Below are 14,926 nucleotides of genomic sequence, written 5' to 3' on the forward strand. Positions count from 1 at the left end.
AAATGACACAGAATCAATTTGTCGGAGTCTGGCGACTGGCAAGTACCGAAATCAAGGACGACCAGGGTAATAGAAGTGAATTGTACGGTCCCGATGCTACTGGGCTGATCATATATACAGAAGAAGGATACTTTTCTGCACACTTGAAGATTCCCAACCCTCCAGATCCAATGCAAGAACTCGTGGTCTTTATGGGAGAAGAAGTAAGCGAGGAGGAGAGGTGGACGCTGCAAGCATTTCCTAGGTTCACTAACCTTTCCTATGGTGGTAGATATGAAGTCCAACCAGACAAGGTGATTAATTACGGTGATTTCTTTTCTAATATGACAGTCAGTGGAGCACAACCACGCTATTTTGAATTTGCAGATAATCGGTTGACATTAAGTCTACGCTTACCCATACCAGGCACAATAGTGAGAGCCTATTTGCATTGGGAAAGGGTTTAAAAACTGTTTTAGGACTTACGCTCTGGACAAAATGATTAGCATGTGTATTAACGAATGGCGTAAGTCCTAAGTTTAGCCCTTTCAGGGTGTAATGTATTTTTATTGGTGTCTTAGTGTCTTAGTACGTCACTAAGACACTAAGCTGAAAAGCCCAAAATTCGGTAAATTTAGTCAGCATTTTTACCCAGCTAGAAAGGGCTAGTCCTCAGTTTGAGTTGGTGCCCGATTTTCATTTTGATGATTAAATGGAGAGCTAACCGTGACTACATTCTTGAGAATGCGTAAGGGCTTCAGTTTTGATGAAGCGATTTTAATGACACAATTTGCCAAATATGCGTATGACGTTTTCCAGTATGATGATGGCAGTGTTGACGATGTAGAGCTAAAGACAATTTACAAAGCTCTTTATCGAAATCAGGGATGGCAGCTGGTTCACACCATCCGTAATGACGACACGAATATCCGGGCACTGCTGCTGAAAAATACTGAATCGCCAGTTCACCAGTATGCGATCTCCTTCCGCGGATCAATCGTTAGCGATCGCGGTGCCGTGGAACTGACTGATTTTACTGCTGATTTCGATTGGGAACTGGTTCGCTACGAATATTTGTCTATCCAACGGGCGAAAGTCGTGCGAGGGTTTTATCTGGCCTTAGAGTCCGTGGCGGATGAAATTCAATTATTCTTTAAGACTCTGCGGGGCGAGTTAAAACCCTCGGATTTCCGGCGGCTCCATCAGTTACCTCCCCTGCGGAAATTTGCCTGCATCACTGCTTTGGCTAATGCGGGTGCAATCCGACTTGGGGCAGAGTTTGAACAACAGGCTCAAGAGTTAGTTCAGAAAGTACTTGCCGACGCTGAAATTGATGACGATGAAGAACTTGAGAAAATGTTGCAGTTTGTTGAAGAAGAACTTCTATCTAAGCTATCGCCCTTAACTGAACCTATAGAGGTATGGGTAACTGGTCACAGCTTGGGTGGCTCTCTATGCCAGCTAGCTGCTCTATCCCTACGACGTTGGTTCGGGCCTGCTTCAGCAGGGGGATTGCTGATCAAAGTTTATGCGATCGCAGCACCGAAAATCGGCAACCCAACCTTTATAGAGTACTACAACCAGCAAATGGGCGAGGAACTCAGCTATCGCGTCGAAAATATGTTGGATACTGCTCCAACATTTCCTTACGATCCTCCGTTCCCTCTGTCACTCATTGCGCCTGAAGGAGTAAGGATCGGAAATATTTACATCGGCAATTATGCTAACGGTGGCGAAGCTATTACAGTTATGGGACTCGGTGGTCAAAGTGCGTCTATATCCTTTGGCGGTATTGTGGAAATCCCGTTTACCATTCCTTTTCCCCACAGCGCTGAAACCTATATTCAGTTATTAAAGGATCAGAAGCAATTTTGGTCTCAGTTGGTTCGTCCAGTTAAGGATATTTTACGTCCTTTTCTGATCGATCTCCTCCGCGATGAACAGACAAGAGGCGTAAATCTCGCTCAAGAGATCGCCGACTTAAATGGCAATGAAAATGTCAGCAGCGTCAAGAGCGATGAAGACATAACTATTGTCAAGTAAAAGAAACTGGGGATGAGGGATTAGAGTCGCGAGATTGACGCATCACTTTTGTTTTTGGCCCCTTGGCCCCGCTTGCGTAAGTTTTGTAGAAAAAACACGCGTATGACAGCGTTACGAAAGCGATGAATCCATACTACCCAAGTAACCTCACTTAACAACAATGGGAATTATTCCTGAGAATAATTCCCGCCCCAAAAACAGGTGGGAGAAACCGCAGTGTTGATAGGCAAGCTGTAATTAACGCAATCAGTTTAATGCTCAAGCGCATTGCGTAATCAAAATCACTAGTTATCTCTCGAACAGCGGCTAATGGCTAATCGCTAATGGCTCAATCAGTAAAAATCCTATATTAGCAAGCTCGCAACGCCCTTGTTTATAACTAGCAACTTGCGTTAATTGTTGTGACATTGGTAATTGGTAATTGGTAATTGGATTGATTGGCAGTCTAAAGAGTGACAATTACCCATTACCCCAGTCATCAACCCGGTTTCTGAGTAGACGATAATTCCTTGAAACCGGGTTGCTTTAGCGTCAAAACCCCGATTTTTCAGAGAAACCGGGTTGCTTTGCCAAGGGATGTAACTAGCAACTTGAGTTAATAGACAATTAAAAGTTAGAATTACAGGCAGGTATTTGTGATTGAGAACAGAGAACTAAACTCGATAGAGCAAGCAACGGAAATGCTGAATCGCTGTGCTGGCACCTTTAATGTGGTGACAGTTATGCGCCTGACGGGACCGCTTAATGAAAAAATAGTTAGACAGGCTCTCGACCTGGTTCAGCGTCGTCATCCACGTCTTAATTCGAGAATTGTCGAGGCGTGGGGGAGTATGCGCTTTGAAACGGAAGGGACGCAACAAATTCCTTTGCGGATTGTGAAGGGGGTCTATAATCAGGCGTGGCAGGATGTCGTTTCGTCCGAACTGAACGAGACAATTGATAGTAGCAAAGTTTTGATGAGAGCTGTACTAATCCCTCCTGAAAGTGCAGAGGGTGAAAGTTATCTTATTACAACAATACATCACGCTATAGTAGACGGTTTATCAAGCATCAGAATGCACCAAGACTTATTGACATACATGCAGAAAATTGCATCGGGTGAGCAAATTACCCAAGTCGATAGCTTGTCTCCACTTCCACCTCTCGAAAAGCTACTTCCTGAATCCATGCAGGGTTGGACAGGTCAGTTGAAAAGTGTGTCATATTTGTTGAGTTGGATGTTCCAGTACCTGGGAAACATACCAGAAACCTTGGGTTTTGAAAAGTGTGTACCCATAGAGTTACGCCGTTGCGGGTGGGTGACAAGACAGCTAGACAAAGAGTTGACTGGAGAGATCGTAAATCGTTGCTGGCAGGAAAAGGCAACGGTGCAAGGTGCTTTGTGTGCAGCGCTGATGTTCGCAACCGCGAGAAAAATCACTTTAGGAAACAGAAAAGATGTGCGCGTCAGTTGTAATTCAGCTGTTGATTTGCGGAGAAGTTTGTCACCAGTTGTCAGCCATGAAGAAATGGGTCTATTAGCTTCGAACGTGACAACATGGCATACCATAGGCTCGAATACATCGTTTTGGGAATTAGCGCGGGATGTGAGACAACAACTGAACGCTAGTATAAAGGGTGACGATATCTACAGCATGGTTTTGATGTTTGGGAAGACGATCGAGTCCTATCTCGCATGGCCAAATCTAGCATTTGTGACGGGAGGTGTCAGCTATGTAGGCGATGTAACTATACCCAGAGTTTACGGTCTATTCAAATTAGAAGAAATGAGCTTAACGGCAGGGATGGCTGCCTATGGAGGATTGCTCGTTGTTGTTGTTACAAAATTTGAGGGAAGAATGATTTTAAATTTCACGTATTCTGAGCCTTCAATCAGTCGCGATATTGTAGAAACAATAGCCGATGAAATGTTATACTATCTAGCAAGGGAAAGTGGCACAGGACTTACGCAGGTCGAGGCCAGAAACCCGGTTTAGACCTTGATATCTCGTTGACAAACCAACGATTTTTCGGCTCACCTTTGTTTCTTTGCGTAAGTACTGTGGCATTGACTATGAGGGGATTCCTGACCAGGCAAGATGGGGAAACTCGTGATGTCAACGCCGACATGAGGCGCCTCACATTGGCAAATATTGTTATGAAGACAATATTTAACTCAGACATAACTGATAAAGCTGCTCAAGATAGTGCCCAGGTATTCAATCAGGGGATGGATTGGTATGAACAGGAATTACGCAAAGAAACAAAGGTGATAGAAAAAATCGTTGGTTTGGCAACCAGAGAGCAAGGTCGAAACCGGGTTTATGGCAACGCCCTTGCGTAAGTCCTGATGAAATTAAGCGCAAGCAAGGGTTTCTAATTCCGTACTGGTTTCCCAACCCAGAAAATATCTGGTGTAGACAGGCCATCAGGCTACTCAATCAAACTTCAGTACCATTACCAGATAATGCAACCAATTATGATATCATGTCGGGTAGCAACGGTTGTGTAACTGCTAATAGCTAATCGCTAATGGCTCTTTTGGCAATTGACAATTAGCAAGCGAGCAATTAGCAATTAGCCATCCATACACTACCGATAACTGGGGAAAGGATATGACCAACTATAGCCAGCAGCCCCGAAAACTTTGGGCACGTCGGCTGACTATTTTAAATACATTTCTCTCCTTTAGCATTCTTCTAGTATGGGACGGGCTAACGGGGCGCATAGCACAAAATCAGGCGCGACGAGGTAGCGCTTTACGGAATCAGCTGATTCAACTTGGACCTACATTCATCAAGTTGGGACAATTGCTCTCGTGCCGCCCAGACCTCATCCCACCTATTTATTTAAACTCACTCGCCAATTTACAAGACCAATTGCCTCCCTTTCCTAATCAGGAAGCCTATCAGCTGATAGAAGAAGAATTAGGATGTAGCTATGACCAAATCTATGCTGAACTGACCCCCGAACCCGTAGCGGCTGCCTCCCTGGGGCAAGTTTACAAGGGAAAACTCAAGACGGGTGAAATCGTAGCTGTAAAGGTGCAACGCCCCAATCTGATCGATCGCATCGCCCTGGATATTTACCTGCTGCGCCAATTAGCAGCTTGGGCACAAAAAAATATTCCATTTATTCACAGTGACCTGGTAGCTTTGAGCGATGAACTAGCTACTCGCCTGTTTGAAGAAATGGACTATATTCAGGAAGGTCGGAATGCCGAGAAATTTGCCCAACTATACGGTGACCTGAATCATATTTACGTGCCTCGCATCTACTTTGAATACACCAGTCGTCGAGTCCTGACGATGGAGTGGATTAATGGCATCAAATTAACCTCAACACAAGAGATTCGCGCCCAAGGATTAGACCCAAATAACCTAATAGCTGTGGGATTCAAGTGTTCCCTCAGGCAACTGCTAGAGGGGGGTTTTTTTCATGCTGACCCTCACCCAGGTAATGCCTTAGTCACCCCCGATGGGAAATTAGCCTACCTCGACTTTGGCATGATGAGCGAAGTTTCACCCGAGACAAGCGATCGCTTGATTGTCTCTCTGCTGCATATGATCGCTGGCGACTTTGAAGGACTCGCCAAAGACTACATCTTACTGGGATTTCTGCCCCCCCAAACCGATATAACTCCCCTGATTCCCAAACTGGCCCAAGTGTTTGGTAATATCCGGGAAGCGAGTGTAGCAGAATTTGGCTTCAAGCAAAGTTTTGAAAGGCTATCTGAATTGATGTATCAATATCCCTTTCAAGCTCCCACCTACTACCTGATGATTTTCCGCTGCTTCGCCACCCTGGAAGGAATAGCGCTCAAAGTCAATCCCAAATTTCAGACATTTAAGCTGGGCTATCCCTATATTGCACAGTGGATGTTAACGAAGGGTACGCCCACCTTGAGGAATTCCCTGACAAATTTCTTGTTTAAGAATCGCACTATCCAATGGCAGCAAGTATCTGACTTATTACAAAATGCTCGTTCCAGTGATGATTGTGACTTTAACCAACTGCTTGGTGGGTCACTAGAGTTTTTGTACTCTCCCCAGGGAGAATTCCTGCGTCATGCCCTGGTTGATGAGATTGTTACCGATTTAGAACTGCTCTTACAAAAGACTTTCGGGAAAGTCATGACCTGGGTGGGTCTGACGGTTACTCATTTACCCCTATCGACAAGAGAATCGCTCAGTCTAGACAAACTACAACAACTTGTGGATATCATCCAACAAACTCCGGCTTTTGAACTAACTTCTTTCTCCGAGATTTTCCCACTGTTGTTCAAAGAAGAAACCCAACGCTTGGGGCAGGAAATTGCTAGTGAATTGGGGCAGCGGTTGTGGGAGCGACTGATGTCCGATCCCCTCTCTATTTTTAAGCTGAAAGTAAGTTTATAATGAATAATTTAGCGAGAGCAAGCGGCAAACGTTCCAGGGGTGAAACAAGCAGAAGCAGACCAAATTGTCTCAGCAATGGCTCATGGTTTTGCCCGACCGGAAAATGGATGGCATTTTTATAGCGGATTGCAGTCGCATGAGGTACACCTTGGTTTGTGTAGCGGCAGCGTTAACGCTGCCGCTACACAAAAGGCGCCAAAAGGCTGTACCTCACTCACTTGCAATCTGCTGTAGGCGATCGCCCCATACTTGGCTTTTTTATCTGCTATGATTTTTCTGGGGAATATTTGGTAATAACCCTAGTAATGTTGAGGATCTGATTCGGCATGAAAGGGGGCAATTATTAGGGTGAATAGAATGCCGAATGTGAGAGCGATCGCTAAAAACAAATTTTCTGTTTTTTTCAAGATCAAACCAGTTTTTTCCACAGCCTAAAATGCTGAAAAAATTATTATACATCCAATTAGTTTAACTGAGAAACCCGGTTTTTGCCAAAAACCGGGTTTCTCGGACAACAACTCATATCATGTCCGTTGAATTGCCCATAATAAAAAAACCTCACCCAGTCGTTGCGTAGGGACACGGCATCTGACGATATCTCGGACAAACAGATAACGTTAATCGTGCCGTGTCCCGGCTGATGATTATGGGTAATCTTAAGGACATGATATCATCCACCTGATTCACCCGTTAGTATGATTTACTCCTAGCGCCAGCCAAGTCACAATAGGATTTTCTAGTAGATGAGGCAACTATGCAATCTGCTACTATCGAGCAACAAGCACCTTCGTTACCGCCGCTGATTTCCCGCGAAATTTTGTTCGGAAATCCAGAACGAACCAGTCCCAGTCTTTCCCCCGATGGGAAATATTTAGCATACCTTGCACCCGATGACAATAACGTTTTGCAAGTATGGCTAAAAACAGTGGGACAGGAAGACGACAGGACAATCACAGCCGACAAAAAACGCGGGATTCATATCTTTTTCTGGACATATAATACCGACGAGTTAATCTATATGCAAGACTCGGACGGCGACGAAAACTTTCACCTGTACTTAGTTAACATTCGGCATTCCCAGGCAGAGTCTGGGAACGATATTGTCCGAGATTTAACGCCATTTCAAGGGGTAAAAGCAGATTTGGTCGGACTTGAACCCAAATTTCCAGACCAAGTGCTGGTACAGATGAACTTAAATAACCCGGAAAAGTTTGACGTTTATCGCATCAACTTGAAAAACGGGGCAGTAGAATTCGATATCGAAAATCCAGGTAATATTATTAGCTGGAATGCTGATGCCGAATTCCAAATTCGTGGAGCAAATGCTAGCACCCCCGATGGCGGTTATGACCTTTTATATCGGGAAACAACGGATAAAGATTGGGAAATATTGCGCCACTGGGGACCAGACGACCAAGGCGGGGCAGTTAGCTTTTCAGCTGATGGCAAAACGCTTTATATTGAAGGCAGTCACGATGCCAACGCGCTGCGTTTAATTGCCATAGATCTTGCCACTCATCAGGAAACTATTATTGCCGAAGATCCCCAATACGATGTTGGCGGGATAATGATACATCCGGTGACGCGATTTATTGAGGCGGTTGCATTTTTTAAAGACAAACAGGAATGGCAGATAATCGACCAAAGTATAGCCGCAGATTTTGCAGCAATTTCCCAAGTTCGCCCCGGAGAATTCTTCATCAGTAGCCGCGATTTGGCAGATAAAAATTGGCTAGTCGCTTACATGACAGACGATGGCCCAATTTATTACTACGCCTACAATCGCGAATCTAAAAATAGCACCTTCCTGTTCACCAACCAACCGAAATTAGAAGGGTTGCAACTCGCATCGATGCAACCCGTTTCCTATCAAGCGCGCGATGGTTTAACCATCTACGGTTACTTAACAACTCCTGTCAATATTCCTGCCCAAAATTTACCCACCGTCATGTTAGTTCACGGTGGCCCTTGGGGACGGGATACTTGGGGTTACGATTCAGAAGCGCAGTGGTTAGCGAACCGAGGTTATGCGGTTTTGCAAGTTAATTTTCGCGGTTCTGCGGGGTACGGAAAAGCATTTTTGAATGCCGGAAATCGCGAATGGGCAGCCAAAATGCACGACGATTTAATTGATGGCGTCAATTGGCTGATCGAAAAAGGCATTTCCGACCCGCAAAAGATTGCGATTATGGGCGGTTCCTACGGCGGGTATGCCACTTTAGTCGGATTAACTTTCACGCCGGATACCTTCGCCTGCGGTGTCGATATTGTCGGGCCAAGTAATATAATTACCCTGCTCCAAACGATTCCGCCTTATTGGGAACCCTTGAAGGCAATGTTTTATCATCGCGTGGGTAATTTAGAGACAGAAGAGGAGTTTTTGAAGTCGCGATCGCCTCTATTTTTCGTAGACCGGATCAAGAAACCTTTGCTAATAGCTCAAGGGGCAAACGATCCGCGGGTGAAACAAGCAGAAGCAGACCAAATTGTCGCAGCAATGCGAAAGGCAAACTTACCAGTTGAATATGTCCTTTATCCTGATGAAGGACATGGTTTTGCCAGACCGGAAAATCGATTGCATTTTTATGCGATCGCCGAAGAGTTTCTGGCTAAATACTTGGGGGGTCGGTTTGAACCCATGACCGACATTCCTGGTCATTCAGGTGTCATCAAATAAGTCAGTACTCCTAGAAACCGGGTTTCTACCTAGAGAGCGAGTTTTTTTTCCCGACGATTTTTCAGAGCAACCCGGTTTCTTTGTCTAAGTTCTGAAGTTGTAGGTTGGGTTGACGCTTGTTACCCAAACAGGCAAATCACTTAGGGGTGTTGGGTTTAACTATCGTTCAACCCAACCTACAAAATACTGACTATTTTTCGGTCAAGCTAGTAGCAGAACAGGCGTCAACTCCAATATGTCAGGGGTTTGTCCTGACCGCGATATCCAATAAACATCGACATGGATAAGCGCGGACCCCCCTTTGAAGGACGAACTGCGTGGATTCGCCCAGCATCAAAAAGAATTAAATCTCCAGCTGAAGGCTTGATAACCGCTGCTGCTGGTGGAAGATTCCGCCGATCAACGATGCCTTCATATTTGTATTTCTGGTCGCGAATTGCCTTTTGCTGTCCGCTGGATGGTTTCTCATCCCAAATCTCAAGCTCTCCACCGATATCTGCTGGACGTAGGTAAATATTTGCGGAGCATTGGACAATAAGTTTGTCTAAGGAATGCGTCGGAGGAAGCGGAGCGTCCAGAATGTCTCGCAACAAAACATCTTGATGAGGAGGAAGTTCAAATCCATCTTCAAATACACGTCCGATACCGACCAACATTCTGCGCCCATGAATGTTCTCTATGTAGGTTCCTGCTAGCCAAATATCTTCGAGTTCCACTCTCAGCTTGTCGATGGGCGAAAGATAAGGGAAAAAAGTTTGACGGAGGCTCTTAATAGAGGGATAAGCTTCCTCATAGTAGCGTTCGAGCCTTTCCCAACTCCCATTAGTTTCAAAGAAAGTGATTCCAGTCCTTTGGACTCCAATATCAGGCGCTCTGAGATAGCGTTCAAAAGCTGTATGCTTCAGTAACTGTTTGCTGGCCCGCTCAACTTCCTCCTGGGGATAGTAATTAGCGATGCGTAGCGCAATTAACCTCCCCTCTAACAAATCCACAATGTCAGACAGTACCAGAGTCTTTGCGGTTCTTACAGATATCGTTTCGATACCTGTTTTTTGTATATCTTTCTCGTCGATAGTAACGGTCACAAAATCTTCCTATTCCGTCAATAAACCATATTGGTAGTCTTAAACAGGTAAGGATCGGTACCATAGGAAACTCTATGATTCCTTAGGAAACTAACTCGATCTCCTACACAGAACCTATCCTTCAAGATGCTTAGACTCACCAACCATCAAGTTATTAAACGCTACAAAATAACCCTTTCTAACTCCCTCCGCCGCATCACTTCCGTGTTACTACTGATATCAATTCCTCTGGCATCCTTATTGTATAGTTGAATCTACTTAAAACCGTTTTTTCCTTATCACCTGCTGCACAATATGGAATCTGCGGATACACAGATTGATATCGTTAATGGGAGTCATGGTACAAGCAGATTTTCTGCACATACTTCAGTTGTCCCCCTTGTCCCCGTCCCCCATGTCCCGGGTGTGGTCAAAACCCGTTGGTGAAATTTTCAATAGTCATCGCAAGTCCATCTTTGTCCCCCTTGTCAACTGGAACCAACTAATAACTCAAGTTGCTATTAACAATAACGAGATAACTAGCAAATGCTTCGCCCCTACTAATATCATGTCCGTTGAATTGCCCATAATAAAAAATCTCACCGCGTCGTTGCGTAGGGAACATCATAGATATCTCAGACACACAAATAACGTTGCTCCTGTTCCCTACTCCTAATTATGGGTAATCGACCGGACATGATATAATAGCTTGTAAGGGCTTTTTGCAGTGGCGTAGAAATATTTCTTGTTGGCCGACAAGATAACAGCGCAAATGCACAAAGGTCCCTACTAAGGGGAAGAACAATGCTTGCTATATTGCTGCGCTTGGGTCGAGCGGCGCGAGCGAGCGATCCCGCGCTCCCGCGCCACCAACGCCCAAGTTTATAACTAGCAACTTGCGTTAATAACCTACTTCTCTTGTGAAGTTGGTTTGCTCAAAAGTCTAATCCGAAATAAGCGATTGCACCCATGTAGTCTAACCATTAACATGCTACAACCGATCAAAGGCTAGTCATAAGGGCAAAAAGCATGACGCTACACAGTCGCTACGAAATTCAGCAGCGTTTAGGCAAAAAAGCTGGAAGACAAACCCTGCTGGCGCGGGATAAACAAACTGAAGAACTCGTAGTCGTCAAACTGCTCACCTTCAGCAGCGATTTTAACTGGGATGACTTAAAGTTATTCGAGCGAGAAGCCGAAACTTTACAATCTCTCTCGCATTCTGCCATTCCGCGCTATTTAGACTCATTTGAAGTAGAAACGCCCAACGGCAAAGGATTCGCTTTAGTACAAAATTACATCGAAGCCAAATCTTTAGAAGAACATCTCAAAGATGGGCGCAACTTTAGCGAAAGAGAAGTCAAGCAAATTGCCAAATCAATTTTAGAAATCCTCACTTACCTACACGCACAAAAACCACCCGTTATCCATCGCGATATTAAGCCCAGCAATATTTTATTGACTTGTGGGACGGGCAAGATGCCCATCCCACAAGCGAAACCAATGTCTGATAAATTGGGCGGGACGGGCAAGATGCCCATGCCACAAGACAAATCAATCTCTGATAAATTGGGCGGGACGGGCAAGATGCCCATCCCACAAGACAAATCAATTTCTTGTGGGGTGGGCGTCTCGCCCGCCGAATTAACACCCCCCTTAGCAAGGGGGGCAGGGGGGGATCGGATTTCTGAACTATATCTCATCGATTTTGGCTCGGTTCAAACCTTAGCAACAAAAGAAGGTAAAACCGTTACTGTCGTCGGAACTTATGGATATATGCCCCCCGAACAATTTGGCGGGATTTCCGTTCCAGCTTCCGATCTTTACAGCGTAGGAGCAACCTTAATTGCACTGCTGACTAACGCACATCCAGCAGACTTACCGCAAAAAGATTTGCGAATTCAATTTGAACAAATTACCTCTATCAGTCCTGACTTTACCCGCTGGCTAAAGCGAATGATAGAACCGAGTGTAGATCGCCGCTTTAAATCTGCAAAAGAAGCATTGCAAGCATTAGAAAAACCTTGGCTGACCCAGAGCGATCGCATTACCGTCACCCATTACAAATCGGTTACAACCTGGAAATTATTCAGGTACGCAATTGTGTGGAATATATGCATAGGAGCCGGAGTTGGCACTGGTTACGGCGCTCTTTATGGCACAGCCGTTTATCCACTTTTTGGCACATTTTTTGGCTCATTATTTGGTTTGATAGTTGGCATACCCCTTGGTTTTTTCAACGGATTATTGGTAGCAATTGTGACGTGGTTGTACTTCTTCCCGCTCGAAGATCCCAAGGCGCATCGACGCACCGTTAGTTTTATCAGCACGCTATTTGGCACAATTGTGAGTCTAGTGGCATTTAGCGTAATACTGGCAAAACAAAGTTTACCGGCTGATGGTTTTTTACACATTGTTTTAGTATTAATACCATCTGCGCTCGCTGGACTATCTATGGGTGCAAGTAGCAAACAAATTGCCCGCTGGTACGCACAACAAAGTAGACAAGAAGAGGACGAAAACTATGACCGTTAATCTACTAGGAGAACGCTACGCTATCCAAGGGCAATTAGGACAACAGACGGGAAGAAAAACCTTTCTAGCCCGCGACTTACAAACTCAAGAATTAGTAGTCGTTAAACTGCTTTCCCTTGGCAATGATTTTGAATGGCAAGACCTCAAATTATTTGAGCGCGAAGCTGAAACTTTAAAAGCGCTTTCCCATCCCGCCATTCCCCGCTACCTTGATTATCTAGAACTCGATTCACCCCATAACAAAGGATTCGCCCTAGTTCAAAGTTATGTCGAGGGAAAAACCCTAGAAGAACATCTAAAAGCAGGGCGTACCTTCAGGGAAGCAGAAGTCAAAGAATTAGCCAAATCCCTATTAGAAATTCTGACTTACCTGCACCAACATCAACCGCCAGTTATTCACCGCGATATCAAACCCAGCAATATTTTACTAACAAATCGCTCTGGCAATAGTGTCGGTCAAGTTTATCTAGTTGATTTCGGTTCCGTGCAAACTCTCGCCGCCAAAGAAGGCGGCACAATTACCGTTGTAGGAACCTACGGATATATGCCACCCGAACAATTTGGCGGACGCGCCGTTCCTGCTTCTGACATTTATAGTTTAGGCGCAACTTTGATTTATTTAATCACAGGTTTGCATCCAACTGAACTACCCCAGAAAGATTTTCGCATTCAATTTCAGCACGTAGCTAATATCGATCATGCTTTGGCAGATTGGTTGCAATGGATGACAGAACCGAGTTTAGATAACCGTCTTCCTTCTGCTAGTAAAGCACTGCAAGCATTGTCAAAACCCCAAATTAGAAAAAAAGCTTACTTGAGAGTCATAAAACCACGTAATAGCGAAGTAGAATTGACAAAAACAGATGATGTTTTTGAAATTTTAATCCCGGCACGAGGGTTGAGTTTTGCAGCAATCGCTTGGATTTCTGGTTTAATTCCCTTATCTTTCTGGGGATTAGTGTTTTGGACTTCATTTAGGTTGCCTGATATCGTCCCTGAAGCAATTATTCACTTATTAGCGATCGCTCTGGTATCTCTAATCGTAATCAAGTCTATCTTGTTTATATTTAGGCAATTTCGCCTGCGGATTGATGATGATAAAATTTGCTTTAAAAATGAAATGTTTGGATGCCAATGGAATCGGTTTCGCCCCGCATCTAAGCGCAATATTTCTAAGTTAGAATTAATCAATGCATTTGGTGCAGACGAACGGGGTAATATAGGTTGGCTTCCCACTCAGCTAATTATTTGGGCAGGAAATCAGAAATACCAATTAAACTGGAAAGTTCGTCTGAATAAATCAGAAATAAAATGGTTGGCTAGCGAATTAAGCGATTGGTTAGAATTGCCTATTGAAATTAGGGAAAATTTATGAAGCGAGTGAGGTACAGCCTTTTGGCGCCTTTTGTGTAGAGGCTGCCATTTTTGCTGCCTCTACACAAACCAGAAACCCGATTTTTGCCAAAAGCGTTGAGATCTGCTTGCGATCGCTTGGGGAGTACAGAACTTACGCGCACCCGCTTTCGTGCAGGGTGTGGTTATGCTATAATTACATTGCACTTCATTAGACCTCTCCAATAACTCTTGTGGGATAAGCGTCCCGCCTGTCTTTGAGGTTCTTTTTTGGAGAAATCTATTAAAATAAAAACGCTAGAATTGGCACAATCAAAAGTAGGTCAAAACGATGTCAACAGTTTATCGTTTAAAAGCCAGCGAACTCAATAATCAATTTTTAGAGCAAATCAAAGCAGAATTTGCAGATAAAGAAATCGAGATAGTTATTTCAGAATTTGATGAAACCCAATATCTTTTACAATCAGAAAGCAATAAAAATAAACTATTGCAAGCTATTGACAATGTTAAAGAGCGTCAAAATTTAGTTGAAGTTAATTTACAGGATTTGCAATCAGCAGAAGAAAATGAGCAGAAGAATAGTTTTTGAATCCTCTGCTTTTGCAGATTTTAATGAATGGGCAAAATTAGACAAAAAGATTTATCGCAAAATTGTTGAATTGATTAAGGATATAGACCGATCGCCGTTTGAAGGATTGGGTAAACCTGAACCTCTGAAATACGAGTTAACTGGTTTTTGGTCAAGACGCATTGATAACGAACATCGTTTAGTTTATCAAGTTACGGATGAAGAGATTGCGATCGCATCTTGTAAATATCATTATAGTGAATAGTGGCACAGTGGACAGACTAAAAGGGTTAAAAGCTTAAAAAAAATATAGCCTTGGCAATTCCAGAAT

General features: G+C 44.1%; 13 protein-coding genes. 11 read left to right on the top strand and 2 right to left on the bottom strand.

All coding sequences use genetic code 11. The features are described from left to right. The first annotated feature begins 2 nt into the window (after positions 1-2). The 7 genes from MiSe_RS24075 (at position 3) to MiSe_RS24105 (ending at position 9,075) form a co-directional block, all read left to right on the top strand. Positions 3-446, top strand: coding sequence for a lipocalin-like domain-containing protein (locus tag MiSe_RS24075; protein WP_226585621.1), 444 nt, complete (start codon positions 3-5; stop codon positions 444-446). A gap of 259 nt (positions 447-705) precedes the next feature. Then, the gene (locus MiSe_RS24080; RefSeq protein WP_226585623.1) at positions 706-2,022 is read left to right on the top strand and encodes a lipase family protein; all 1,317 of its coding nucleotides are present in this window, start codon (positions 706-708) and stop codon (positions 2,020-2,022) included. Positions 2,023-2,657: 635 nt separating this feature from the next. Continuing rightward, positions 2,658-3,998: a phthiocerol/phthiodiolone dimycocerosyl transferase family protein gene (locus MiSe_RS24085; RefSeq protein WP_226585624.1), complete on the top strand. Its 1,341-nt coding sequence runs from the start codon at positions 2,658-2,660 to the stop codon at positions 3,996-3,998. A 77-nt stretch (positions 3,999-4,075) separates the two neighbouring features. Further along, positions 4,076-4,345 (top strand): cytochrome P450, encoded by a 270-nt coding sequence (locus MiSe_RS24090; protein ID WP_226585625.1) that lies wholly within the window; start codon positions 4,076-4,078, stop codon positions 4,343-4,345. 271 nt (positions 4,346-4,616) lie between these two features. Continuing rightward, positions 4,617-6,398, top strand: a complete 1,782-nt coding sequence (locus MiSe_RS24095; RefSeq protein ID WP_226585626.1) for an ABC1 kinase family protein — start codon at positions 4,617-4,619, stop codon at positions 6,396-6,398. 39 nt (positions 6,399-6,437) lie between these two features. Next, positions 6,438-6,632, top strand: a complete 195-nt coding sequence (locus tag MiSe_RS24100) for a nucleoside phosphorylase-I family protein (RefSeq protein WP_226585627.1) — start codon at positions 6,438-6,440, stop codon at positions 6,630-6,632. A 520-nt stretch (positions 6,633-7,152) separates the two neighbouring features. After that, complete coding sequence (locus MiSe_RS24105; RefSeq protein ID WP_226585628.1) at positions 7,153-9,075, top strand: S9 family peptidase; 1,923 nt, start codon at positions 7,153-7,155, stop codon at positions 9,073-9,075. A 224-nt stretch (positions 9,076-9,299) separates the two neighbouring features. On the opposite strand, the gene MiSe_RS24110 is transcribed toward MiSe_RS24105, so the two are convergent. Both MiSe_RS24110 and MiSe_RS51145 read right to left on the bottom strand, forming a co-directional pair. Next, the gene (locus MiSe_RS24110) at positions 9,300-10,160 is read right to left on the bottom strand and encodes a 2OG-Fe(II) oxygenase (RefSeq protein WP_226585629.1); all 861 of its coding nucleotides are present in this window, start codon (positions 10,158-10,160) and stop codon (positions 9,300-9,302) included. Positions 10,161-10,641: 481 nt separating this feature from the next. Beyond that, positions 10,642-10,767 (bottom strand): hypothetical protein, encoded by a 126-nt coding sequence (locus MiSe_RS51145; RefSeq protein ID WP_264196677.1) that lies wholly within the window; start codon positions 10,765-10,767, stop codon positions 10,642-10,644. Positions 10,768-11,168: 401 nt separating this feature from the next. Between MiSe_RS51145 and MiSe_RS24115 the strand changes: the two genes are divergently transcribed. From MiSe_RS24115 to MiSe_RS24130, 4 genes are all read left to right on the top strand, one after another. After that, on the top strand, positions 11,169-12,674 hold the full coding sequence (locus tag MiSe_RS24115) for a serine/threonine protein kinase (RefSeq protein WP_226585630.1): 1,506 nt from the start codon (positions 11,169-11,171) through the stop codon (positions 12,672-12,674). Beyond that, a complete protein-coding gene (locus MiSe_RS24120; protein WP_226585632.1) occupies positions 12,664-14,049 on the top strand; it encodes a serine/threonine protein kinase in 1,386 nt (461 codons plus the stop codon). Before MiSe_RS24115 ends, MiSe_RS24120 begins: the two co-directional genes overlap by 11 nt. Positions 14,050-14,358: 309 nt before the next feature. Beyond that, the gene (locus MiSe_RS24125; protein ID WP_226585634.1) at positions 14,359-14,616 is read left to right on the top strand and encodes a hypothetical protein; all 258 of its coding nucleotides are present in this window, start codon (positions 14,359-14,361) and stop codon (positions 14,614-14,616) included. Beyond that, positions 14,594-14,860 carry a Txe/YoeB family addiction module toxin gene (locus MiSe_RS24130; RefSeq protein ID WP_226585636.1) on the top strand — a complete coding sequence of 89 codons (267 nt, stop codon included), beginning with the start codon at positions 14,594-14,596 and terminating at the stop codon, positions 14,858-14,860. The genes MiSe_RS24125 and MiSe_RS24130 overlap by 23 nt, the downstream gene beginning before the upstream one ends. The last annotated feature ends 66 nt before the right edge of the window (positions 14,861-14,926 follow it).

It is taken from the genome of Microseira wollei NIES-4236 (genome assembly GCF_020521235.1).
In the GTDB taxonomy this organism is placed as follows: Bacteria; Cyanobacteriota; Cyanobacteriia; order Cyanobacteriales; family Aerosakkonemataceae; genus Microseira; species Microseira wollei.

Bases quoted from the DNA above. Each gene is read 5' to 3' on its own strand.
- MiSe_RS24130 (WP_226585636.1), top strand. From the start codon at position 14,594: ATGAGCAGAAGAATAGTTTTTGAATCCTCTGCTTTTGCAGATTTTAAT.
- MiSe_RS24120 (WP_226585632.1), top strand. From the start codon at position 12,664: ATGACCGTTAATCTACTAGGAGAACGCTACGCTATCCAAGGGCAATTA.
- MiSe_RS24115 (WP_226585630.1), top strand. From the start codon at position 11,169: ATGACGCTACACAGTCGCTACGAAATTCAGCAGCGTTTAGGCAAAAAA.
- MiSe_RS51145 (WP_264196677.1), bottom strand. From the start codon at position 10,767: ATGATGTTCCCTACGCAACGACGCGGTGAGATTTTTTATTATGGGCAA.
- MiSe_RS24075 (WP_226585621.1), top strand. From the start codon at position 3: ATGACACAGAATCAATTTGTCGGAGTCTGGCGACTGGCAAGTACCGAA.
- MiSe_RS24095 (WP_226585626.1), top strand. From the start codon at position 4,617: ATGACCAACTATAGCCAGCAGCCCCGAAAACTTTGGGCACGTCGGCTG.
- MiSe_RS24125 (WP_226585634.1), top strand. From the start codon at position 14,359: ATGTCAACAGTTTATCGTTTAAAAGCCAGCGAACTCAATAATCAATTT.
- MiSe_RS24105 (WP_226585628.1), top strand. From the start codon at position 7,153: ATGCAATCTGCTACTATCGAGCAACAAGCACCTTCGTTACCGCCGCTG.
- MiSe_RS24090 (WP_226585625.1), top strand. From the start codon at position 4,076: ATGAGGGGATTCCTGACCAGGCAAGATGGGGAAACTCGTGATGTCAAC.